The sequence below is a fragment of the Pseudomonas benzenivorans genome (assembly GCF_024397895.1).
Lineage (GTDB): Bacteria > Pseudomonadota > Gammaproteobacteria > Pseudomonadales > Pseudomonadaceae > Aquipseudomonas > Aquipseudomonas benzenivorans_A.
Genome location: NZ_CP073346.1, coordinates 2,880,387 through 2,901,756, shown reverse-complemented (window position 1 = coordinate 2,901,756; position 21,370 = coordinate 2,880,387). Strand labels below are relative to the sequence as shown.

General features: G+C 67.0%; 16 protein-coding genes. 7 read left to right on the top strand and 9 right to left on the bottom strand.

Features of this window, described 5'->3' with window-relative positions; genetic code table 11:
• Window positions 1-82 precede the first annotated feature (82 nt).
• Entirely contained in the window at window positions 83-1,075 is a 993-nt protein-coding gene (locus tag KDW96_RS13500) for a hydrolase (protein ID WP_255836769.1), read from the top strand.
• Window positions 1,076-1,083: 8 nt separating this feature from the next.
• Here the strand turns inward: KDW96_RS13500 and pelG are convergent, their stop codons facing one another.
• From pelG to KDW96_RS13460, 8 genes are all read right to left on the bottom strand, one after another.
• The gene (gene pelG, locus KDW96_RS13495; protein WP_255836768.1) at window positions 1,084-2,454 is read right to left on the bottom strand and encodes an exopolysaccharide Pel transporter PelG; all 1,371 of its coding nucleotides are present in this window, start codon (window positions 2,452-2,454) and stop codon (window positions 1,084-1,086) included.
• A 1-nt stretch (window position 2,455) separates the two neighbouring features.
• Window positions 2,456-3,976, bottom strand: coding sequence for a GT4 family glycosyltransferase PelF (gene pelF, locus KDW96_RS13490; protein ID WP_255836767.1), 1,521 nt, complete (start codon window positions 3,974-3,976; stop codon window positions 2,456-2,458).
• Window positions 3,973-4,962, bottom strand: a complete 990-nt coding sequence (locus tag KDW96_RS13485; protein ID WP_255836766.1) for a HEAT repeat domain-containing protein — start codon at window positions 4,960-4,962, stop codon at window positions 3,973-3,975. Before KDW96_RS13485 ends, pelF begins: the two co-directional genes overlap by 4 nt.
• Window positions 4,940-6,310 carry a PelD GGDEF domain-containing protein gene (locus KDW96_RS13480; RefSeq protein ID WP_255840527.1) on the bottom strand — a complete coding sequence of 457 codons (1,371 nt, stop codon included), beginning with the start codon at window positions 6,308-6,310 and terminating at the stop codon, window positions 4,940-4,942. Before KDW96_RS13480 ends, KDW96_RS13485 begins: the two co-directional genes overlap by 23 nt.
• Before the next feature lie 5 nt (window positions 6,311-6,315).
• The gene (locus KDW96_RS13475; protein ID WP_255836765.1) at window positions 6,316-6,834 is read right to left on the bottom strand and encodes a penicillin-binding protein activator LpoB; all 519 of its coding nucleotides are present in this window, start codon (window positions 6,832-6,834) and stop codon (window positions 6,316-6,318) included.
• Window positions 6,835-6,861: 27 nt separating this feature from the next.
• Window positions 6,862-10,452 (bottom strand): tetratricopeptide repeat protein, encoded by a 3,591-nt coding sequence (locus tag KDW96_RS13470; RefSeq protein WP_255836764.1) that lies wholly within the window; start codon window positions 10,450-10,452, stop codon window positions 6,862-6,864.
• The gene (locus KDW96_RS13465; protein ID WP_255836763.1) at window positions 10,430-13,297 is read right to left on the bottom strand and encodes a bifunctional glycoside hydrolase/polysaccharide deacetylase family protein; all 2,868 of its coding nucleotides are present in this window, start codon (window positions 13,295-13,297) and stop codon (window positions 10,430-10,432) included. The genes KDW96_RS13470 and KDW96_RS13465 overlap by 23 nt, the downstream gene beginning before the upstream one ends.
• Before the next feature lie 322 nt (window positions 13,298-13,619).
• Window positions 13,620-14,279, bottom strand: coding sequence for a TetR/AcrR family transcriptional regulator (locus KDW96_RS13460; RefSeq protein ID WP_255836762.1), 660 nt, complete (start codon window positions 14,277-14,279; stop codon window positions 13,620-13,622).
• A gap of 219 nt (window positions 14,280-14,498) precedes the next feature.
• Here KDW96_RS13460 and KDW96_RS13455 point away from each other — a divergent pair, with 219 nt between their 5' ends.
• The 6 genes from KDW96_RS13455 to ggt all read left to right on the top strand — a co-directional run bounded on the left by KDW96_RS13455 (window position 14,499) and on the right by ggt (window position 20,868).
• Window positions 14,499-15,929, top strand: coding sequence for a coniferyl aldehyde dehydrogenase (locus KDW96_RS13455; RefSeq protein WP_255836761.1), 1,431 nt, complete (start codon window positions 14,499-14,501; stop codon window positions 15,927-15,929).
• A gap of 37 nt (window positions 15,930-15,966) precedes the next feature.
• Window positions 15,967-16,512, top strand: coding sequence for a twin-arginine translocation pathway signal protein (locus tag KDW96_RS13450; protein WP_255836760.1), 546 nt, complete (start codon window positions 15,967-15,969; stop codon window positions 16,510-16,512).
• 52 nt (window positions 16,513-16,564) lie between these two features.
• Window positions 16,565-18,160 (top strand): GMC family oxidoreductase, encoded by a 1,596-nt coding sequence (locus KDW96_RS13445; RefSeq protein ID WP_255836759.1) that lies wholly within the window; start codon window positions 16,565-16,567, stop codon window positions 18,158-18,160.
• Between the two features lie 146 nt (window positions 18,161-18,306).
• Entirely contained in the window at window positions 18,307-18,786 is a 480-nt protein-coding gene (coaD, locus tag KDW96_RS13440) for a pantetheine-phosphate adenylyltransferase (RefSeq protein ID WP_255836758.1), read from the top strand.
• A gap of 129 nt (window positions 18,787-18,915) precedes the next feature.
• A complete protein-coding gene (locus tag KDW96_RS13435; protein WP_025163485.1) occupies window positions 18,916-19,167 on the top strand; it encodes a YfhL family 4Fe-4S dicluster ferredoxin in 252 nt (83 codons plus the stop codon).
• A gap of 3 nt (window positions 19,168-19,170) precedes the next feature.
• A complete protein-coding gene (ggt, locus tag KDW96_RS13430) occupies window positions 19,171-20,868 on the top strand; it encodes a gamma-glutamyltransferase (RefSeq protein WP_370295058.1) in 1,698 nt (565 codons plus the stop codon).
• 71 nt (window positions 20,869-20,939) lie between these two features.
• On the opposite strand, the gene KDW96_RS13425 is transcribed toward ggt, so the two are convergent.
• Window positions 20,940-21,278: a multidrug transporter gene (locus tag KDW96_RS13425; RefSeq protein ID WP_255836756.1), complete on the bottom strand. Its 339-nt coding sequence runs from the start codon at window positions 21,276-21,278 to the stop codon at window positions 20,940-20,942.
• Between the last annotated feature and the right edge of the window lie 92 nt (window positions 21,279-21,370).

Genomic DNA, 21,370 nt, shown 5'->3' with positions numbered 1-21,370 from the left:
CAAGCCCGAAGCGGCGCGGACAATCCGGACACACTCGCCTCGGATCAAGCAGCGGCCTGATTTCAGCATGCAGACACGGTCCATGCCCATAACCTTCAAACCCGCCTGGTGGCTGCCCGGCCCGCACCTGCAGACGCTGTGGAACCCGCTGTGCCGCAAGCCGGCGGCGCTGAGGCGCCGGCGCGAGCGCCTGTGGCTGGCGGACGGCGATTTCCTCGACCTCGACTGGCATGGCCCGCACAGTGCCACCGCGCCCCTGGTGCTGGTGTTGCACGGACTGACCGGCTCGTCCGACTCGCGCTATGTGGTGGGGCTGCAACTGGCCCTGGCCGCCCGGGGCTGGGCGAGCGTGGCATTGAACTGGCGCGGCTGCTCCGGGGAGCCCAACCTGCTGGCGCGCGGCTACCACTCCGGCGCCAGCGAGGACCTGGCGGAAACCATCGCCCACCTCTGCGCGCAACGGCCCCTGGCGCCGCTGTACGCGGTCGGCTACTCCCTGGGCGGCAACGTGTTGCTCAAACACCTCGGCGAAGCCGGCAACGCCAGTCAGTTGCGCGGCGCGGTGGCGGTGTCCGTGCCGTTTCGCCTGGACCAGTGTGCCGACCGCATCGGCCAGGGCTTCTCCCGGGTCTACCAGGCGCACTTCATGCGCGAGATGGTCGCCTACGTGCGCAGCAAGCAGCGGCTGTTCGCCGACCTGGGCCAGGCCGATCGCCTGTCGACCCTGGAACGCCTCGGCCCACTGGACGGCATGCGCACCTTCTGGGACTTCGACGGGCGAATCACCGCGCCGCTGCACGGATTCAGCGATGCCCAGGACTATTACAGGCGCGCCTCGAGCCGCTACTTCCTCGGCCGCATCCACACCCCGACGCTGATCATCCAGGCCGCCGACGACCCCTTCGTGTTCCGCCACAGCCTGCCGGAGCCGGGGGAGCTGGCGCCGAGCATCCAGTTCGAACTGCACGCCCACGGCGGTCACGTCGGCTTCGTCGACGGTTCGCCACGGCGCCCGGGCTATTACCTGGAGCGGCGCATCCCGCAGTGGCTGGCGGCCAGAGCCGCCGGCCAATAGCGCGCGCCCTAGCGACTGAGCATGAAGGTCTCGTACTCGAGATCGTCCAGGGAGCGGGTCAGGCGCGCCAGGCCGATCAGCACGCAGATCAGCAGCGACAGTGTGAAGCCGTAACCGAAGAAGCTCGGCCCCAGATACTGGCTGAGCAGGGTCAAGACACCATTGAGCCCCACGAACAGCAGGCACAACTGCATGACGATGACGCGCTTGTCGAGGTAGAAGAACACGTTGAGCAGGGCCATGAACACCACCTGCACGCTCACCCCTATCAGGTCGACGTAGAACAGCGGCAGGTAGTAGGAGGAAATCCCCAGCCACTCCAGCAGTTGCGGCCCGAGCAGGAACAGCAGGACCACGGTCAGCCCCTGGACCTTGCAGATTTCCAGCAGCCCCTGACGGATGGCGAGGATCATCTGCTCCTTCAACTGGCCGATGTGCTGCAGGGTTTCGCCGCCGCGAATCGCCGCATAGACCCGCTCGTACCATTCCGCGAAGTCGGTTTCGATGCGCACCAGGAACACCGCCATGCCGGGAATGATCGCCAGGTAGGCGAGAAAGATCGGCAAGTCGTAGAGAATCGACGCGCGCAGCGGGCCGATGACCTGGTCCGAGGTGTTGGGGTTGAACCAGAAGATGAATTTGTCGATCCAGATGCCGAGGTTGTAGCACAGGCCCGTGACCACCAGGCTGACAAACACCTGGCGCCGGTCGAGGAAGTCGAAGGCCACCAGGCGCGGCGCCGGGTACTCGCGCAGGATGTCGTAGAGGTACATGAACAGCAGGCTGGCATGCCCGATCAGCAGCGCCAGCAACAGGCCCTCCATCTTCATGAAACGCAGCAGCAGGGCGCAGATCACCATCAGGGTATAGCCGGCCAGCATCACCAGCAGGATGCGGTTATAGGCCTTCATCCCGGATAGGAAGATGATCACCAGCCACAGGTTGCACAGCACCACGAAGTTGGCCAGTACCAGCAGGCGGTAGAGCAACGGCTGGTCGAACAGCAGCGCCAGCGTAAGCACCGCCAGCACGCCCGACGACAGGGTCACCAGCAGCAGGATGCCGACCAGATTGGGCAGGATCAGGTCGCTGCGCTTCTCGAACAAACGGTCGGAAATGAAACGGGTGAAGAACAGCTGGGCGCCACCGGTGAAGATCAGCGAGCCGGCCATCAGGTAGGTCACGGTGACCAGGAACTGGCGAATCAGCAGCTCCGGCACCACCACGCCCAGGCTCAGCACGCCGATCAGCATCACGCTGATGATCGACAGCACCCAGGGACCCGAACTGATCAGGCCGGCGTAAACGTAGGCCCGCAGGGTTGCCGAGTAGGAGTCGCGGGCGAGGATCTTGCGCAGTTCGAAACCGATACCGGCCATTTCAGACGGCCCCCATGGCCTGTTGGTAGAGGTTGCGATAGCGCTCGAGCATGAGGTCCTCGGTGTAGTAGCGGTTGACCCGGGTCAGGCCGACGGCCTGGGCGGCCTGCCAGCGCTGTGGGTTGCTCAGCAGGTCGAGGATCGCCCGCGCGGTCGCCTGTGGATCGGCAATGGCCACCACCTCACCCGCACTGCCGAGGGCGCGGTCCTCTTCGTCGGCGCCCTCGATCAGCTCGCGGCAGGAACCCACATCGGTGCTGACCACAGGCGTGCCCGCGGCCCAGGCTTCGAGAATCACCAGCGGCTGCGCCTCGCTGATCGAGGTCAGCACCATCAGGCCGAGCTTGGGCATCACCTCATGGATCTTCTGGAAGCCGAGGAATTTGACCTTGCCTTCCAGGCCCAGGCTGGTCACCAGGCTATGGCACTCCTGGGCATAGTCGGGGTCCTCCTCCTGCGGCCCGACTATCCAGCCCTCGGCCTCGGGGATGGCGCTGACCACCGAACGCATCGCCCGGATAAAGGTCTTCAGGTCCTTGATCGGCACCACCCGGCCGATCAGCCCCACCACCGGCGGAATGCCTTCCGGCCGTCGCGCCAGGACGCCGTCCCAGCCGCCCATGGCGATGCCGTTGGGGATGACTTTGGTGCGCGCCGCTTCGGCGCCATCGGCGATCTGCCGCTGGCGATTGCCTTCGTAGAGGGCAATGATCGGTTCGGCCGAGTGGTAGGCCAGCAGGCCGATGCGCTCGAAGAAGCGAATCCACAGGCGGCGGATATAGCTGACCTCGGTATCCAGGCCGGTGCTCAGTGCTTCGTCGGGGTTTTCCGAGATCCAGCTGGCCTGGGCCAGGTCGATCTTGCGCTCCTTGGTGTAGATCCCGTGCTCGCTGAGCAGGTAGCTGCACTGCCAGCGCTGCTGCAGGATGCTGCCGAGCAGGCCGGCATAGCCGGTGGAGATCGAGTGCAAGACCCGGGCCGGCGGCAGACGCTGCGCCGCCTCGGCGAGCATCAGCAGGGGCGCCTGCATGGTGCGCAGGGTCCAGAAGTAGTTGACGAACGAAGGATCGCTGCAGTGCCGCGCGTAGCCATCGGTGATGGCCTCCCAGCTGGCCTTGCTGTGCAGCACGTCGTCCAGGCTCAGGGAACCCTTGGCGAGCATTGCCAGGACCGCCTGCCCCTGCTCAGGGGTCGGCTCGTCGGGATGGTGGAGGAAATGATGCAGGTCGCCCAGCACCTCTCGCGGCCCTTCGCGGCGCGCCGCCGTCACTGCGGCGCCGGGCTGCCAGGCGCTCTCGAGGAAGTGCTCCTCGATGTGCAGGACGTTGGTCGGAATCGCGTACTGGCGCTTGCCGTAGGCTTCGCGCTGGCCACCGATGAAGAACACCGAGAAGGTCAACTCCGGCAGGCCCAGGATCAACTGGTTGACCCAGCTCGAGACGCCGCCGCGGACGTAGGGCCAAGTGCCCTCCAGCAGCAGGCAGATGTCGGCGCTCGGCAGCGGTTCGGTGGACTTCTTCATAACCAGTATCTCGCCAACTCTGCGAAGGGTGGCCGCTGCAACAAGGGCTCGGGCAAGGTCGCCAGCTGCGCGGGAATCTCCTCGTAGCGGCGCTGAATGAAGGCCATTTCGGCGCGAAACGGCACCAGCTTCTGCGGGCTGACGCCCGCCAGTTCGGCTTGCTGGAAATGCGTTTCGGCCTGCTCCAGCAACCCCTGCTGCAGGGCGATACGGCCGGCGAGCAGGTGCGACTCGCCGTTGCTCACCCCGGCCAGGGACTGCTCGACGTGCTCGCGGGCCTGATTGAGCACGTGCTCGAGCACGCTGCCCTGGGCCAGGCCCAGGTAGGCCAGTTCCCAGTACCAGCGCGCCAGGGTGGCATGCAGCGCCGGCCGCTGCTCCTCGGCCGCCGCGGCCAGCTGGCCGAGCGCCGTCTCGATACGCTGGTTGATCCCGCTTTCCTGCTGGTCGAGCATGGAATAGGCGAGCAGGCGCACATCGTCCGCCGGATCGCGCAGCGCCAGCTTGAGGATAGGGATCGAGTCGCGTCCCTCCATGCGCCGGGTCGCGAACAGCGCGTTCAGGCGCTTTTCGGTACTGGGCGCATGCCGCACCACGTCGCGCAGACCACCATCGCTGAACATCAGGTCGCGGCGCTGATCCTGGGGGCGAAACGGCAGCTCCGGCACACTCATCGAATCCCACGCCTGTTCCTGCTGCTTGCGGGGCAAGTAGAGGGCGGGAAAGACCGCCAGGATGACACCGACGGCGCCGAGCAACGGCACGAAGAACGCCAGGGCGAAGATGAACAGCGGACTCCAGGGCAAGGGGAACTTGTAGCGCCGCGGCAGCAGCAGCCAGATCCCGGCGCTGAGCAGCAGGCTGCCCAGCGCGTGGGCCGATGCGTAGAGCAGGGCCGCCTGGCCGACCGGCAGCTGCGCGGACAGGGCCGCCCAGCTGCTCAGTTCGAACAGGAAGGCGCCGCTAAATAGCCACTTGCTGGTCACTGAAGGCGCACTCGTTATAAAGAAAATGTCGCAGCGCCTCGCGCTCGTTGCGCGCGTCCAGGTCGTAGGCATGGGTTATGACGCCCAGGCTGTCGAGTCCCTGGTCGAGGCCGAAGCGCTCGTGCAGCAGCTTGCTCAGGCGCAGGAGATAGCCCTGGGCGCCCTCTGCCGAGGTCAATGGCAACAGCACCAGAACACAGGCATGGCCCCGCTGATTGGACAACCTGAGCTGCAGGTCGAGGCCGCGTTGACTGCCCTCGATCAGGCGCAGCAGCTCGTCACTGTGCGCCCTGGGCTCGAGTTCGAAAGCATAAAGATAGGCCTCCAGCGCATGCGTCTGCGCATCGATCAGCGAACGTTTGAGGTTCTGGCTGAACCCCTGGGCGTCGCTGTCGGGCAGCTGCAGGGCCAAAGGGTCGCTGAGCAGCAGGTCGGCGATGTGTCCGGCGAGAATCATCAGCAGGCTCAGGGTGCGCTCGTTGAACGCGAAGAAGGGCATCTGCTCGACGGCGAGCATCGCCAACACTCGCCCCTCGGTGTCCACCAGCGGGACGCACACCTGATAGATCGAGTGCTGGCGATGCTCGCCGCTCTCCAGCAGGGCCTCGCGCACGCTGACCAGCTCGCCGCGCTTGAGGCACTGACGCACCAGCAGGTCATCTGTGCGCAGCGGCGAAACCTCGCCGATGCGGCTCAGCGCCTCGGCGTCGATCCGCCCCTGGGCGTCGACGCGATAGAGGCCGGCGACGCGGAACGAGCCGTACATCGCCAGCAGATTCAGAATGGACGCCGCGAGCGTAGCCAGGGCGTCATCGCCGCGCGGCAGCGCGCGCAACTGGCTGCGCAACCCCAGCAACGAACTGCGCAGACTCTGGTCGGTGCTGGCCACCCGTTGCTCCAGACGGTCATGGGAAATGCGCAGGATGTAGTGGGCCCGGGTGAACTCATCCAGACGCAACTGACGGTAGTCGTTGGCCAGGTCCAGGCGCTCCAGACGGCGCTCCCAGATGTCGCGAAACTCGCCGACCAGCATGCCGCTGATCAACACGCCGACGATGAAGGAGGCCGGCATCTCCTGGTACAGCCCATCGCCGTAGGCACGGCAGAGGAACAGCGCCAGCACCAGCATGGCGGCGCTGGCCAGGCCGTTCATGAAGCCGTAGCGCATGCCCAGCAACAACGGCGCCATGATCACCCAGGGAAAGGCCGCCTCGACCATCAGCGGGTCGGCCGGCGACAGCCAGAAACCCAGGCCGATGGCCAGCGCGCTGAGCAGCAGCGTCTCCAGCCAGGACACCTTGCTGCTGGCCCGTGGCGCCAGGGTGAAGTCCTTGTGCGCGGATTCCATCGCCATTACTCGAACTGCAGGTCGCCAACCAGCTCGCGCAGCACCTTCTGCGCGGTACCCGCCAGGCTTTCCCGCGACCAGCCGGCGCGGGCGCCGCTGTTGCTCCACAGTACGCGGCCACTGGCGGGCTCGATCACCTGCAGGCTGATGCCCACGGCGGGCTCGCCGTCCAGGCCGCTCTTGTACTGCCACTCCTCGACGCTGCCGCTGACCACGTAGGCCAGGCCTTGCTGGCGCGCCCAGGCCAGGGCCTGGGTCAGGCGCTCGCGATCGTCCAGCAGTGGCAGGTCGGCCTGACTGACCGCCGGGTAGAGGCGCGGGCGCAGGCCTTCCTCGGCCAGCACGCTGAGCAGGATCTGCTCGGCGCGCTCACCCGCCTGGGGCGTTTGGGAGAAGTTGACCAGTGGCAGCAGGCCCCACTGCGCGCCTTGCGGGAAAGCGGGACCGCTTTCCCGCGTGAAGCTGGAACAGCCCGCGACAAGCAGGGCGATGGCCACCAGGGCCAGACTGCGTATGGATTGCATGATTCGATCCTCCTGTTGAATCCGTGCTCAGCGCCCGAAGCGGGCGCTGTAGCTGATACCCATGGTTCCACCCGGCTCGCCGCCACCGCTGCGCGGTGCGGACTGGTAGCCGAAGGTGAAGGCCAATTCGTCATCGCCGAGCAGCTCCAGGCCGACCCCGGTGTTGATGGCGTAACTGAATTCCTGCTCGGTCCACTGCCAGCCGGCCAGCACATCGACCAGCCAGGTGTACTGCGCCCGCTCGCGGTTGAGCGTGCCGGGAAAGCCGCGGCGCCAGGTGCTGCCCAGATACAGCTGACCGAAGCGTTCCTGCAGCAGATCTTCCGGGGTCGCGCCATCCAGGATCAGAGCGCCGCCCTGGGGCTGTGGCAGACCATCGACCTCGATCGAAGCAAACAGACTGTCCGGCAGCTCGCTCTCCAGCGCGTTGCGCTGATAGCTGATACCGCTGCGCAACAACCAGGTCGGCCCCTCGAAGAACAGCGCGTGAGTGGCTTCGAGATTGAACTGCTGACCACTGCCCAGGGCGTCGCCCTGACGGGTGCTGTAACGCTGATGGGCCAGCGACCAGCTCAGCTGGTCGCGGGCGCTCAAACTGTGTCGACCGGCGATGCCGAGACCATCGCGCATGCCCAGGGCGCGCAGCAGGCCACTCTCGTCGGCCTCGCGCTGCCAGTCCAGGCTGACTTCCAGCTCGTCGCGAGACGACAGCAGCAGCCGTCGTGCCACGCCCAATCCCAGGCGATCCTCATCGTTGCGCCAGCTGCCATCGACTACCAGGTCGAGCACGCCATCACTGAGTTCACGCTGCAGACTCAGCCGCGCGTTGCGCTCGTCGCCCAAGACCCGCTCATCCAGGGTCGATGCATCGTAGCTGCCCTGGTCGAGCCGCAGCTCGCCATACCAGTCATTACCCAGATGGCGGGCCAGCGTGGCACTCGGCCCGCGCAGGTCGAGCTCGCCAAAATCGCGATTCTGCCAGCCCAGTTGCGCGCCCTGGGGGGTGCGTTGATGCAGCTCGACGGTCTGACGCAACAACTGGCCACGGATGCTGCCAGGCTGCTCGTCCGACAGACCGCTCAGGCCTTCGCCCAGGGCCTCGCCACCGCGACCCAGGCGCGTCAGGGCCTCGACCCGCTGGGCCTGATCCAGGCCGCCGCCGGCCAGCAGCCGGACCAGCGCATCACGATCCTGGCCACGCATGGCCTCCTGGAACAGCTCGTAGCGGTCGACCTCCAGGCCTTGACTGCGGGCCCAGGCCAGCCACTCGTCCTTCAGGGACTCCTGCCTGGTACCGTCGAGGCGCGCCATGAACTGCTCGAACCACAGCTGCAGCATCATCTGGGTGCCGTCCTGCCAGCGCCAGGCCTGGTTCAGGGCGCTGCGCGCGGAACGGCTGCTGCTGACCAGGCGCAGGTAGACCCGGTAAGGCGCGATGGCGCCGGCGAGCTGGCGCTGATCGACCTTTACCAGCAGACCCCGGCGCACGCGCTGGGCGGCATCGGCGTACCCGCCGCTGTCCAGGGCATCGGCGTAGGCCGCCTGCACCAACCAATCGTCGGGATTGGTCCGCAGGTAGAGCCGGTACCAGGCCAGAGCCTGCTCGGTGCGATTGAGCAGCAGGCTGGCGCTGGCGAACGGCAGCCACAGCACGCTGTCTTGCCGCGCCAGGCCGCGCCACTGCTGGAGCAAGGCCGGTAGCTCGGCGCGGCGCCCCTGGTCGATATAGAGCCAGAGCAGTCGCTCGCGGAACAGGCTCTGTCCGGGGAACAAGCTCAAGGCCTGGCGATACAGGCGCTCGGCCTCCTGAGCGCGCCCGCCCCGCTCGGCCAGGCGCGCACGGGCCTGCCAGAGCGCCGGCACCTGGCGACTGCTTGGCATCACCATGGCCTCATCGACCAGGGCCTGCAGCTGCGCCCAGGCCGCCAGTTCCTCGGCCAGCTGCAAGGCTTCGGTCAGGCTGGACGGGTCTCGGGTACGCTGCCAGCGCTGGATCAACAGCGCCAGCGCCTTCTCCGGCGCCGATTCACGGTACAGGGTGATCAGTTGCTGCTCATCGCCATTGTCCAAGGTCACCTGCAGCGCCAGCAGGCGCTCGTAGGCCTGACGCGCATCGGCATCCTGCTCAAGTTCCCAGGCCAGGGCCGCGCGCAAGCGCCAGTAGCCCTTGTGATCGATAGCAGCAGAGTCGATGGCGTCGAGCACCCGCCAGGCGGCGGCCGCATCGAACCGGCGCCAATGCGCCTCGGCCCAATTCAGGCGCTCGGCGACAGTCAGGTTGAAGCGCTTGTCCATCGCCGCCCAGACCTCGGTCTCGGCCTCGAACCGCTGATTGTGATCGAGCAGCAGCTGCAAGGCGGACCAGGCCCTACGGTGCTCCGGGTGATGCTGCAGGTAGGCACGCAACCAACGCTCCAGGGCTTCCGGCGTACCGCGCGAACGCTGGCTGTAGACCAGGGCATCGAGCTCGACGTCGCTCAGCCGGCGCCGCTCGCTGAGGGCCTCCAGCAGCGGAATGGCCCGCGCGAAATCGAACATCTGGGCCGCCAGACGCCAGGCATGCTCACGGGTCTCTTCATCCTCACGCACCTGCAGCAGGCGGATCCAGTAGCCCAGGGCGGCTTGCGGATCACCGACCCACTCGCCCAGCAGGGCCATCTGCCGCAGCAGGTCAGGGTCATCGCTGCGCGACTCGACTAGTACCCGACCCACCGCCCAGGCCTGCTCCAGATCACCCTCGGCCAGGCGCACGCGCAACTCCAGGGCCATCGCCTGCAGGTCATCGGGACGCCAGGCACGCCAGCTGCGGAGGAACACTGTGGCCAGGTCCAGGCGACGACTGCCGATAGCCGCGTCGACGGCCCCGGCCAAAAGGCTCGGGTCGGCGTCGCGCAGTTCGGCCAGGTGGCGACTCATCAACTCCACCGCCGCTTCGCCCCGGTCGCCCGCACGCAGGGCGGCGAATGCCTGGGCCAACCATTGTGATCGCATCTCGGCAGAGTCGGCCTGCTCCAGCAGATCGATATAGAGCTGCGCCGCACGCTGTGGCTGACCGCCGGCGACAAACCACCTGGCCGCTTCCCCCAGCCACTCGGCCGACTTTTGCGGTTCGCGCCCGGCCAGATCGGCATAGACCTCGGCGGCCAGGCCCGGCGCCGACAACGACAGGGCGTAGCGAGCCTGACGCAGCAGCAGCTCGGTCGGCAGCTGCGCACGACTGAGGCGGCTCAGGCGCTCGACCAGCTCCAGGCGCTCGGGACGCTCGATGCCCTTGCGATTGGCCAGGGCCTCGAGCACATCCAGCTCGACCCGGTAGAAGCGCAAGCTGTCCGTTTCATCCACCCGCAGCTCGCTCAAGTGGCGGCGCGCTCGGGGATAGTCGCCGAGTTTGACCAACTGCTCGATCAGGTTCAGGCGCAGCTCATGGTTCTCGGGGTGGGCCTCCAGCAGCAGCTCGGCGTAGCTGACCCACACGGCGTCGGGCTGCTTGCCCGCCGGCAGGAAGACCTCCTCACTCCTATGGGTCAGGTACAGCAGCCCCCCCACCACCAGCGCCAGCAGCAGCAAGGCCCAGGGACTGAGCAGGCGGGTGGGTTTAGCGGCAGACGAGTTGCGCATCCCGCACCCGAGTCATTGGCAGCTTGAAGCGCCAGAGCTGTTGCTGCCGAGTCCCCGGGAAAACCTTGCCGCCGATCTCGACCCGGCAGCTGCCGGTTGCGCGAACGCTGAAGTCCAGGGGTAGCTGTCCGGCGAAGGAAAAACGCACCCGCTCAGCGCTGTCATAGCGCCAGGCGGTCAGCGGCGTGTTCGCCTCCTCCAGCGCCGGGCGCGGATCACGGCTATCGCGCAGGACCAGATGAGCCCGGTCGTCGCTCAGGTGCAGGTAGCGTCCCTGGGGCAGGTCGCGCACCCCGGCCACGCCGCTGGAACGCAACAGGTCCGGCCAGCCCTGGGCAGGGTCCAGGCGCAGCGTGCGCAAGCCATCGAGTCCGCGAACCTGCCAGCTGCCATCGCTGCGGCGGGCCAGGCTGGCCTGATAGAGGCCGTGCAGGCGGGTGATGTAGTCGCTCATCCAGAGCGACAGCGGCTGCTGCTGGTCCAGAAAGCTGTAGATCTGGTGCATCACCCGAATCGAAGCCTGCTTGGTGCCTGAATAGAAGTGGTAATAGAGGTGCAGGCCGCGCAAACGTCGCGGCGCATCGGTCAGCTCGAAGGTGTCGATGACATCGCGAAAGCCGTAATAGGGGCCCTCCCACAGATTGGTGTAGAGGTTTTCGTTGATCACCGGCGCGTAGTAATGCAATCCGCCGGCGGTCGGGCGAAACAAGGGATAGAGACCGCTCACCGAGGGGTAGGCCTTGGTCAGAATGGTATTACCGCCATTGACGTTGGCCAGGCCGTTGGCGTAGGCCAGCTTGATGGTCGCCTCGTCCGGCATCGCATCGCCCGACCAGAAGATCATTTTCACCGGCTTGTCCGGCGTGGTCAGGCGCTCGTTGATATAGGCCGCGGAGCCGGCGACCTCGCGCGCGAAGTCGATCTTGTCGTAGCCGGGAATGGCCATCTTGAAACCGTACTGCGCCTCGAGCCCCTCGCGCTGCGCGGCCCGCTTCGGCTGCCAGAAGAATGGGTGACTGTAGGTGTGGGTGGCCACCTCCACCTTGGGCTCGGCGAATATCTCCCGGGCGATCGGTTCCAGCTCCCGGGCCAGGTGAGGGTACATGCCCCGGGGCCCGACCTCGCCCTCGATTACCGACACCGAAGTCAGGTACGGGTAGGGCTTGATGAAGTCATCCAGCACCTGCGTGCCCGCGTAGGGGGTTCCCACCACCTCCGCCCGCGAGACGAAACCGTCGCCGTCGATGTGCACAGTGGCAATGCGCCGGCCGTTCTCGGTGGTGCCATCCGGGCGCGGGAACACCGGCAGGCGCAAGGCGCGCTGAAGGAAGGCGAAGGGATCGAGAATCCAGCGACTACGCTCCAGTCCGTCCTCGAGCAGGTAGGGCGACAGCGCCATGCCCCCCCAGGCGCCGACCGCCACCGGCACGTACTGACGGCCCTCGCCATCGGCGAGGGTCAGCAGCGCCTCGGCGCCCTCCTCCAGGACGGTCAACGCCGGAAGGGCCCGCGTGCGCAGGCGCAGCGGCGCCTCGAAATGCCCCAGGGTTTCGGCGTCGTAGCCCACCAGTTCGGCTTTGCCGCGCATGGGTTGCGCCACTCGGCGCAGGCCCATGCGCTTGAGCAGGCCGTCGTTGTCGATCGGTAGTCCGGCGAATATCGCCAGGGGCACCTGCTCGTCCAGTCGCGCCGTCAACCACTGATTGAACGCCGCCGAATTCGCCGGAGGGCCGCCGGTCATCCAGAGGACGGCGCCGGCATAGAGGCCGCTGGCCGGACGGGCAGGCAACTGATCGACTGCCAGGTAGTCCACGCGAAAGCCGAGGTACTCGAGCAGACCGCCCAGATATCGGTGCCCACCCCCCTGTTCGAAAGGACCTTCACGCGGGTCATGGATCAGGGCAATGCGCCGCGGCTGCACCTCGATGCTGCTGACCCCGAGGTAATCCAGATCAGGCACCGTGACGAATGGCACGAAGCCCTCAGCGCGCAGGCGAGTGGCCAGCTTTCGCGCTTCTTCACGGCGCTCGGGAGGCAAGTAGTCGATGGCCACCAGCGGCACGCCCTGGGCACGCAAGGGCGCCAGATGGGCCTCCAGCCAGTCCCGGTCGCCTTGAGGCACTGAGCGATAGGCTCGATTGGCGGCATCCCAGCCGGCATGGATCGACTCGACGGCCACCGCAGCCGCAACCCCAGGCAACTCCGGCAGGACCTCGAAGCCCCGGTTGAAGAACAGCTGTAGCCCAGATTCCTTGCGTTTCAACTCGGCGAGAAAGTCCCGCAGCGCAATGCGTTCAGCCTCCCGCTCGGGCCCGGGGAGCAACTGAAAGCTGTCCAGCGTGTCGAGAAACAGGCCGCTGAAGCCCTGCTCGCGCAACTCGGCGGCGCGGCGCAGCAGGTGCTGACGCCAGAGCGGCGAAGTGAGGCGCATGACCTGGCTGTTCCAGGCCTGGTTGCGCACCGGGCTGGCGGCGCCATCGAGCGCACCTTGCTCCAAGGCTGCGGTATCGCCAGCGAATTCCCCGACCGACAGGTAGGCAAAGGGCTGACTGCCCTGAGCGCGAAGGAACGCCACGGCCTTGCGATCCACATGGGCCGGCTCGAGCACGCTCCAGTGAAACTGGCTGAGTTCCGCCAGCGGCGGGTTGTCGGCGTACCAGAGCGCCACGCTCTGCGGACTGCTGGGTGTTGCCGGCGCAGCGGCCAGCGCCTCGGACAGGCCCAGCGGCGACAGAGCACATAACACCACCAGCTTGCCGGCGAGCGACACCCGCGAGCGCCAGGCCAGCCAACTTGTAGTGACGAGAGTGCTTAGGCCGCTTCCATAGCCAGTGAAGAGAGGCATAGATTGCTCGAGGCGCCTCGATGGGCACCCGCAGGTAATTTTTGGTTAGTCAACGCAACGAACGGCGAATGCTAGCGCGGGGCCATCACTCGCCACCAAGCTGCCCCCAATGACAGTCTGTGCCCATCCGACATACGGCAGCATGAGCGCCGACAGTCGCTCATGACCCAAGTTGCTGCCATTCAGTCAGGGCATATCGGCCGAAAACTCCCGACCTTGAACCTGCTTCTGCGCCAGCCATCCTCGACCAGCCCGCATCCCGGCCACAATCGTCGCGGTCCGGCGCCCCCATGCACGACCCCGGGTCGGCATGCGGCGGCTATTAGAACACCTGTACCAAGGGCACGAACAGCTTGCGGTGCAACTCCTCGACGGCCGACCGGGCCGAAGGGGCAATATAGCCGTCCTCCAAAGCCAGCACCTGGTAGATGCCGCGGCGCAACATGTCTTCGCTGAGGTCGCCGGCAGGGTTGCCGGCGGTACCGAGAAAGCGCACCCAGGAGCTCATGATGATCCAGGCGTTGAGTGCCAGGGCCTCGATCTGCGCCGGGCCCATCAACAGGATGCCGGCGTCGACGAAGCCCTGGTAGATGGCCTGGGCGTTGTGCAGGCAGCGCTGGGCGAACGACCGGTAGCGCACGGCCAGGCCAGCGTCGCTGTCGAGCAGGTGCTCCAGGTCGCGATGCAGGAAGCGGAACTGCCACATCGCCGCCAGCAGCGCCTCCAGGTAGCGGGGCTTGTCGGCGAGGGTCAGCGCCCGGCCTTCCGGCAAGCGCAGGAAGGCGTCCACCTGGCGTTCGTACTGCTCGAACAGCTCGGCGATGATCGCCTGCTTGTTGCGGAAGTGGTAGTAGAGGTTGCCCGGTGAAATCCCCAGGTGGGCGGCGATATGGTTGGTGGTGACAGCCCGCTCACCCTGGTCGTTGAACAGCTCCAGGCTGGCTAGGACGATGCGCTCGCGGGTCTTCAGGGCAGGTGGCATGGACAACTCGACTTGGGCTCACTCGATACAGCAAGGGTACAGCGGGGCGCGTGGCACAGCGACGCTCCGCACGGTCTAGCGTCCGATCGCAACTAACCGCGACCCGCCATTTGACACTTTAGAGTAATTGCTCTAAAAATCCAGTTCACCCTGACGGGAGCGCCCAGCAGCTGCGCGGTCGCGCCCGGGATTTACCGCTGGATCACCCAGGAGCCGCACATGGTCGCCGACGTCGCCTACCTCGAGAAAAGCCAACAGCAGATCAGCGCCCTGCAGACGACCTTCGCCCGCCAGCGCCAGGCGTTCCAGGAGCACCCTATGCCTTCCGCCGAACAGCGCACCCAGTGGCTGAAGGCCCTGCGCGAAGCGCTGGTCGCTCACCAGGACGCGCTGATCCAGGCGATCTCCGAAGATTTCGGCAATCGCTCCGCCGATGAAACCTTGCTCGCCGAACTGATGCCCAGCCTGCACGGCATCCACTACGCAGCCAAACGCCTCAAGAAATGGATGAAGCCCTCGCGGCGCCGCGTCGGCCTGCAGTTCATGCCGGCCTCGGCCCAGGTGGTCTACCAGCCGCTGGGCGTGGTGGGGGTCATAGCGCCGTGGAACTACCCGCTGTTTCTCGCCATCGGTCCCTTGGTCGGCGCGCTTGCCGCCGGCAACCGGGTGATGATCAAGATGAGCGAGTCGACCCCGAGCACCTCGCAACTGCTCAAGGAGCTGCTGGCCGAAGTCTTCCCCGAGGATCTGGTCAGCGTAGTCCTGGGTGAGGCGGAGGTCGGCATGGCCTTCTCCAGGCTGCCGTTCGATCACCTGCTGTTCACCGGCGCCACCAGCGTCGGCCGCCACGTGATGCGCGCCGCCGCCGACAACCTGACCCCGGTGACCCTGGAGCTGGGCGGAAAATCGCCCGCCATCGTCTCGGCCGACGTGCCGCTGCGCGACGCCGCCGAGCGCATCGCCTTCGGCAAGACCCTGAACGCCGGGCAGACCTGCGTGGCGCCGGACTACGTGCTGGTGCCCAGGGATCGCGTCGAGGGCTTCGTCGAGGCCTACCGCAGCGCTGTCACCGGTTTCTACCCGCAGCTGAAGGACAACCCGGACTACACCGCGATCGTCAACGAGCGTCAGCAGCAGCGCCTGAACGGCTACCTCGAGGATGCCCGAAGCCAGGGCGCCACGGTCATTCCCCTGCACCCCGAGCCTCAGGGGCGGCGCATGCCCCATTGCCTGCTGCTGAACGTAACCGACGAGATGCGGGTGATGCAGGAGGAAATCTTCGGCCCCCTGCTACCGGTGATCCCCTATGAGCGCCTGGACGATGCCCTCGCCTACGTCAACCAGCGCGACCGTCCGCTGGCGCTCTACTACTTCGGTTACGACAAAGGCGAGCAGCAGCGGGTGCTGCACGAGACCCACTCCGGCGGCGTTTGCCTCAACGACACCTTGCTGCACGTCGCCCAGGACGACCTGCCCTTCGGCGGCATCGGCCCGTCCGGCATGGGCCACTACCACGGCCACGAGGGCTTCCTGACCTTCAGCAAGGCCAAGGGGGTGCTGATCAAACAGCGCTTCAACGCCGCCCGGCTGATCTATCCGCCCTATGGCAAGGCGTTGCAGAAACTCGTCTACCGCCTGTTCGTGCGCTGACCGCGCCGCCTTGGAGCCCCCACGGATGAGGACACCCATGATCGCGCCCCCTACCGAAGCACCAGAGCTGTCACGTCGCAGTCTGCTGAAGGTCGGCCTGGCAGGCTCGATGTTGCTGGCCGGCGCTGGCCTGACCGCCACGCTCGGCGGTTGTTCGCGCAGCACCCCGCCGAACGGCTTCGCGGTGCTCCGCGCCGCCGACCTGCCCTTTCTGCGGGCGCTGATTCCGGTGTTGCTGGAGGGTGCGGTGAAGCCGGCGCAGATGCCCCAGGCGGTCGACGGCACCCTGGAAAGCCTCGACTACAGCCTCGCCCACCTGTCGCCGGAGATGCGCGGGCTCACCCTGCAGCTCTTCGATGTACTCGCCCTGCCCATCACCCGCGGCCCGCTGACCGGGGTCTGGGGTGGCTGGCAAGGCGCCTCGACGGCCCAGTTACGCACCTTTCTCGAGCGCTGGCAGAACAGCTCGTTTGACCTGCTGCGCATGGGCCACGCCTCCCTGCTGCAACTGGTGCTGATGGCCTGGTACAGCCGCGCCGAGTCCTGGAGCCAGTGCGGCTACCCCGGGCCGCCAACGGTTTGATCCCTGCCCTGATACAGGCCTGATCCCACAGAATTTTCCGAGAGTTGCCGACATGCCCGTACCCGATCTGTTCGCCGAAGGCCTGGCCCGCGGCTGGAAAACCCACAATGGCTCACGCCTGGAGCAGGACCTGACCCTGGAGGCCGATGTCGCCATCGTCGGCAGCGGCGCCGGCGGCGGCACCAGCGCGGAAATCCTCAGCGCCGCCGGGTTCAAGGTACTGCTGATCGAGGAAGGCCCGCTGAAGACCAGCGGCGACTTCAAGATGCAGGAGGCCGAGGCCTACGCCAGCCTCTACCAGGAAGGCATCGGGCGGATGAGCAAGGACGGCGCCATCACCATCCTCCAGGGCCGCGCCGTCGGTGGAACCACCCTGGTCAACTGGACCTCGAGCTTTCGCACCCCGGAACAGACCCTGCAACACTGGGCCCGCGAGCACGACGTCAAAGGTCACGACCCCGAGGCGATGGCGCCCTGGTTCGAACGCATGGAGCAGCGCCTGGGCGTCGCCCCCTGGGCCGTGCCGCCGAACGCCAACAACCAGGTCATCCGCAGCGGCTGCGAACGACTCGGCTACAGCTGGCAGGTGATTCCGCGCAACGTGCGCGGCTGCTGGAACCTGGGCTACTGCGGCATGGGCTGCCCGACCAACGCCAAACAATCCATGCTGGTCACCACCATTCCGGCCACCCTGGAGCAGGGCGGCGAGCTGCTCTACCTGGCCCGCGCCGAACGCCTGCTGATCGACGGCGAGCGGGTCACCGGCATCGAGTGTCTGGGCCTGGACGCCCGCGGCGTAGAGCCGACGGGTCGCAGGATCCGGGTCAAGGCCAAGCACTACATTCTCGCCGGCGGCGGCATCAACACCCCGGGCCTGCTGCTGCGCTCGGGCGCCCCCGACCCGCACCAGCGCGCCGGCAGGCGCACCTTCCTGCATCTGGTCAACTTCTCCGCCGCCCAGTTCGAGCAGGTGATCAACCCCTTCTATGGGGCTCCGCAGTCGATCTATTCCGACCATTTCCAATGGCAGGACGGCCCCACCGGGCGCCTCTCCTACAAACTGGAAGTGCCGCCCCTGCACCCCGCGCTGTCCGCCACCCTGCTCGGCCGCTTCGGCATCGACAACGCCCTGCGCATGGCGCAACTGCCCCACACCAACGTGATGCTCGCGCTGATGCGTGACGGCTTCCACCCCGACAGTGCCGAGGGCCGGGTGGAGCTGCGCGGCGACGGCAGCCCGGTGCTCGACTACCGGATGACCGACTACAGCTGGGACGGCGTGCGCCGCGCCTTCCACAGCATGGCGGAAATCCAGTTCGCCGCCGGAGCCAAGGCCGTGCTGCCCCTGCATGCCGATGCCGGCTACGCCACCACCCTGGACGAAGCCCGCCGGCTGATCGACCAACTGGCTCTGGAGCTGTACCGCACGCGCCTGAGCAGCGCCCACGTGATGGGCGGCTGCGCCATGGGCGAAGACCCGCGCCAGGCGGTCACCGACAGCCTCGGCCGCCATCACCAGCTGGCCAATCTGTCGATCCATGACGGTTCGCTGTTCCCCACCAGCATCGGCGCGAACCCCCAGCTGTCGATCTTCGGCCTGACAGCCAAGCTGGCGACGGGCCTGGCCGAGCGCCTGAAGAGCGCCTGATGCCGACTGCCGGCCCAGGCGCGCCTAGGCCTCTCGGCTAGGCTCAAGCGTGTCGCGCCCTGCTGGCGCCCGGCCAGCGTGACTTGGCCGTCACCGACTGCTGCGCTACCATCCGAGTCCCGAACGGATCGCGCCAGGATGTCACGATGAATCGAGTGTTATACCCAGGCACCTTCGACCCCATCACCAAGGGTCATGGTGACCTGGTCGAGCGTGCATCGCGATTGTTCGACACCGTGATCATCGCCGTGGCGGCCAGCCCGAAGAAGAACCCGCTGTTTCCCCTGGACCAGCGCGTGGAGCTGGCCCGCGAAGTCACCCAGCACCTGCCGAACGTCGAAGTCATGGGCTTTTCCGGCTTGCTGGCGAACTTCGCCGGGGAACAGGGTGCCAACGTCTTCCTGCGCGGCCTGCGCGCGGTCTCCGACTTCGAGTACGAATTCCAGCTGGCCAACATGAACCGTCAACTGGCACCGAACGTCGAGAGCCTGTTCCTCACCCCGTCGGAGAAGTACTCCTACATTTCCTCGACCCTGGTGCGGGAAATCGCCGCCCTGGGGGGCGACATCTCCAAGTTCGTTCACCCGGCCGTCGCCGACGCCCTGGCCCAACGCTTCAAGCGCTGAGCCCCGCGCATCCATGTGTCGTCGGCCGAATCCGTCGACACATGGCGCCTGTCCCGACAATCCGGCACAATTCGCCCATCGTTGTCTGACAGTGCCGCGGCCGCAGGCCCCGGCTGGAGCGCTTATCCAATGTCCCTGATCATCACCGACGACTGCATCAACTGCGACGTCTGCGAGCCCGAGTGCCCGAATGGCGCGATCTCCCAGGGTGAGGAGATCTACGTGATCGACCCCAACCTGTGCACCGAGTGCGTCGGCCACTACGACGAACCGCAGTGCCAGCAGGTCTGCCCGGTGGACTGCATTCCCCTCGATGAGAACCATGTCGAAAGCAAGGACGAGCTGATGGAAAAGTACCTGATCATCACCGGCAAGGCCTGACCGGTGCGCCGCCCGAACCGCGGTCACCTCGGCTGGCGAGCGCTCGCCAGCGCCCTGTTCCTGCTGCTCGCATTGGCCGCGCAAGCGACCGAGTCCCCTGGGCGCGCGGCCATCGCCAGCGCCCACCCCGCCGCCACCGTTGCCGGCCAGGAGACCCTGGCCCTGGGCGGTAACGCCTTCGATGCGGCCGTGGCCATCAGCGCCGCCCTGGCGGTGGTCGAGCCCTACAGCTCGGGCCTCGGCGGCGGCGGCTTCTTCCTGCTGCGCGAAGCGAGCGAGAGCCCGACCTATCGCTTTCTCGACGCCCGCGAGCGGGCACCATTGGCCGCCCATGCCGACCTCTACCGCCGCGACGGCGAAGTCCAGCCGGCGCTGTCCCTGAACGGTCCGTTGGCGGCCGCGATCCCCGGCCTGCCGGCAGCCCTGGTGGAGCTGGCGCAGCGCTTCGGCCGACTGCCGCTGCGCGACAGCCTGGCGCCGGCCATTCGCCTGGCCCGCGACGGCGTGGGCATCGACCGGGTCTACCGCGAGCGTGCCGCCTGGCGCCTGGCAGCCCTGCGCGACGACCCCGAGAGCGCGCGAATCTTTCTCGCCGATGGTGAAATTCCCGTAGAGCTGAGCCTGCTGCGCCAGCCCGAGCTGGCCCGCACCCTGGAGCGCCTGGCCCGTGACGGCCGCGACGGCTTCTACGCCGGCGAGACGGCCGAGCGCCTGGTCGCCGGCGTACGCGCGGCCGGCGGCATCTGGTCGCTAGAGGACCTGCGCGAGTACCGCACGGTGGAGCGTCAGCCCCTGCGCGTGAAACTCGCCGAGGGGCGCGAGCTGATCAGCGCACCGCCCCCTTCGGCCGGCGGCCTGGCCCTGGGACAGAGCCTGCTCATGCTGCAGGACCTGCCCTGGCGCCAGGCCGAGCCAGAGCAGCGCGTCCACTATGTCGTCGAAGCCCTGCGCCGCGCCTACCGCGACCGCGGCCTGCTGGGCGATCCGGACTTCGTCGCCAACCCGACGCACCAACTGCTGGCCGACGATTACCTGGACCGCCTGAGCGCCAGCATCGACCCCCAGCGCGCCACGCCCAGTGCCAGCCTGCCGCCGGCCGGTGGCTGGCACGAGGGCAACCACACCACCCACTTCTCGGTGCTGGACGCCGAGGGCAATGCGGTGGCCGCCACTCTGTCGATCAACTTGCCGTTCGGCGCCGCCTTCACCGTGCCGGGCACCGGGGTATTGCTCAACGACGAGATGGACGACTTCGCCGCGGATGTGGGCGGCGCCAATGCCTATGGCCTGGCCGGCAGCCAGGCCAACGCCATCGCCGCCGGCAAGCGGCCCCTGTCGAGCATGAGCCCGACCTTCATCGAGAGCCCGCAGGCATTCGCCAGCTTCGGCACGCCCGGCGGCAGCCGCATCCCGAGCATGGTGCTGCTGGCCATCCTCGAATACCTGGACGGCCAGCCGATCGCGCGCTGGCCAAGCGTGCCCCGCTATCATCACCAGTTCCTGCCGGACCTGATCGAACACGAGCCCGACGCCTTCAGCCCCGCGCAGATGGCCGCGCTCGAGGCCCGCGGCCATCAGCTCAAGAGCGTGAATCGGAAGTACGGCAATCAGCAGGTGCTGCTCTGGGACAAGCCGGGGGCCCGTGTCGAGGCGGCCAGCGATCCACGCGGCATCGGCACCGCGGTGGTATTAGCCGAGTAGCGTTCGTTTCTGGATCCTTCACGCACAAAAAAGCCGGCCTCTCAGCCGGCTTTTCTTGTTCGAACGCTGGATCAGTCGCGCTTGTAGCCCGTGGTGGTACAGCCCAGGCAGCGCACGAAAGCCGACCGGCCCGGCTCGAGCACCAGGGCCTCCCCCGCCTCGGCGACATTGCCACCCAACGCCGTGAACGGCAGGCTGACAACGAAGGCCACCGCGCCGATGGCGGTGGCGCCGATCAGCAACGGACGGGCAATCACCAGGTCGCCGATCATGGAGAACGCCCTGGGGGCCTCCGCGGTATAGATCGGGTCTCCACTGGTATTCTGCTGCATCACTTCCGCCTGGGCCGGCAGCGCCAGCAGGCCAGTGGTCAGCGCCAGGACAACAGCGGTCGAGCGAAACAGATTCATGGGGCGATCCTTCAGCTATTAGGAGGCAGTGGCAGTAACTATAACAGCGCGCCGGCAATTGTCAGCGTGACGGCCGTCAATCGCCGCAAAAG

Coding starts and splice junctions, on each gene's coding strand:
- coaD (WP_255836758.1), top strand. CDS start 18,307: ATGAATCGAGTGTTATACCCAGGCACCTTCGACCCCATCACCAAGGGT.
- KDW96_RS13500 (WP_255836769.1), top strand. CDS start 83: ATGCCCATAACCTTCAAACCCGCCTGGTGGCTGCCCGGCCCGCACCTG.
- pelF (WP_255836767.1), bottom strand. CDS start 3,976: ATGAAGAAGTCCACCGAACCGCTGCCGAGCGCCGACATCTGCCTGCTG.
- KDW96_RS13450 (WP_255836760.1), top strand. CDS start 15,967: ATGATCGCGCCCCCTACCGAAGCACCAGAGCTGTCACGTCGCAGTCTG.
- KDW96_RS13470 (WP_255836764.1), bottom strand. CDS start 10,452: ATGCGCAACTCGTCTGCCGCTAAACCCACCCGCCTGCTCAGTCCCTGG.
- KDW96_RS13435 (WP_025163485.1), top strand. CDS start 18,916: ATGTCCCTGATCATCACCGACGACTGCATCAACTGCGACGTCTGCGAG.
- KDW96_RS13425 (WP_255836756.1), bottom strand. CDS start 21,278: ATGAATCTGTTTCGCTCGACCGCTGTTGTCCTGGCGCTGACCACTGGC.
- KDW96_RS13480 (WP_255840527.1), bottom strand. CDS start 6,310: ATGGAATCCGCGCACAAGGACTTCACCCTGGCGCCACGGGCCAGCAGC.
- KDW96_RS13445 (WP_255836759.1), top strand. CDS start 16,565: ATGCCCGTACCCGATCTGTTCGCCGAAGGCCTGGCCCGCGGCTGGAAA.
- KDW96_RS13460 (WP_255836762.1), bottom strand. CDS start 14,279: ATGCCACCTGCCCTGAAGACCCGCGAGCGCATCGTCCTAGCCAGCCTG.
- KDW96_RS13455 (WP_255836761.1), top strand. CDS start 14,499: ATGGTCGCCGACGTCGCCTACCTCGAGAAAAGCCAACAGCAGATCAGC.
- KDW96_RS13475 (WP_255836765.1), bottom strand. CDS start 6,834: ATGCAATCCATACGCAGTCTGGCCCTGGTGGCCATCGCCCTGCTTGTC.
- KDW96_RS13465 (WP_255836763.1), bottom strand. CDS start 13,297: ATGCCTCTCTTCACTGGCTATGGAAGCGGCCTAAGCACTCTCGTCACT.
- pelG (WP_255836768.1), bottom strand. CDS start 2,454: ATGGCCGGTATCGGTTTCGAACTGCGCAAGATCCTCGCCCGCGACTCC.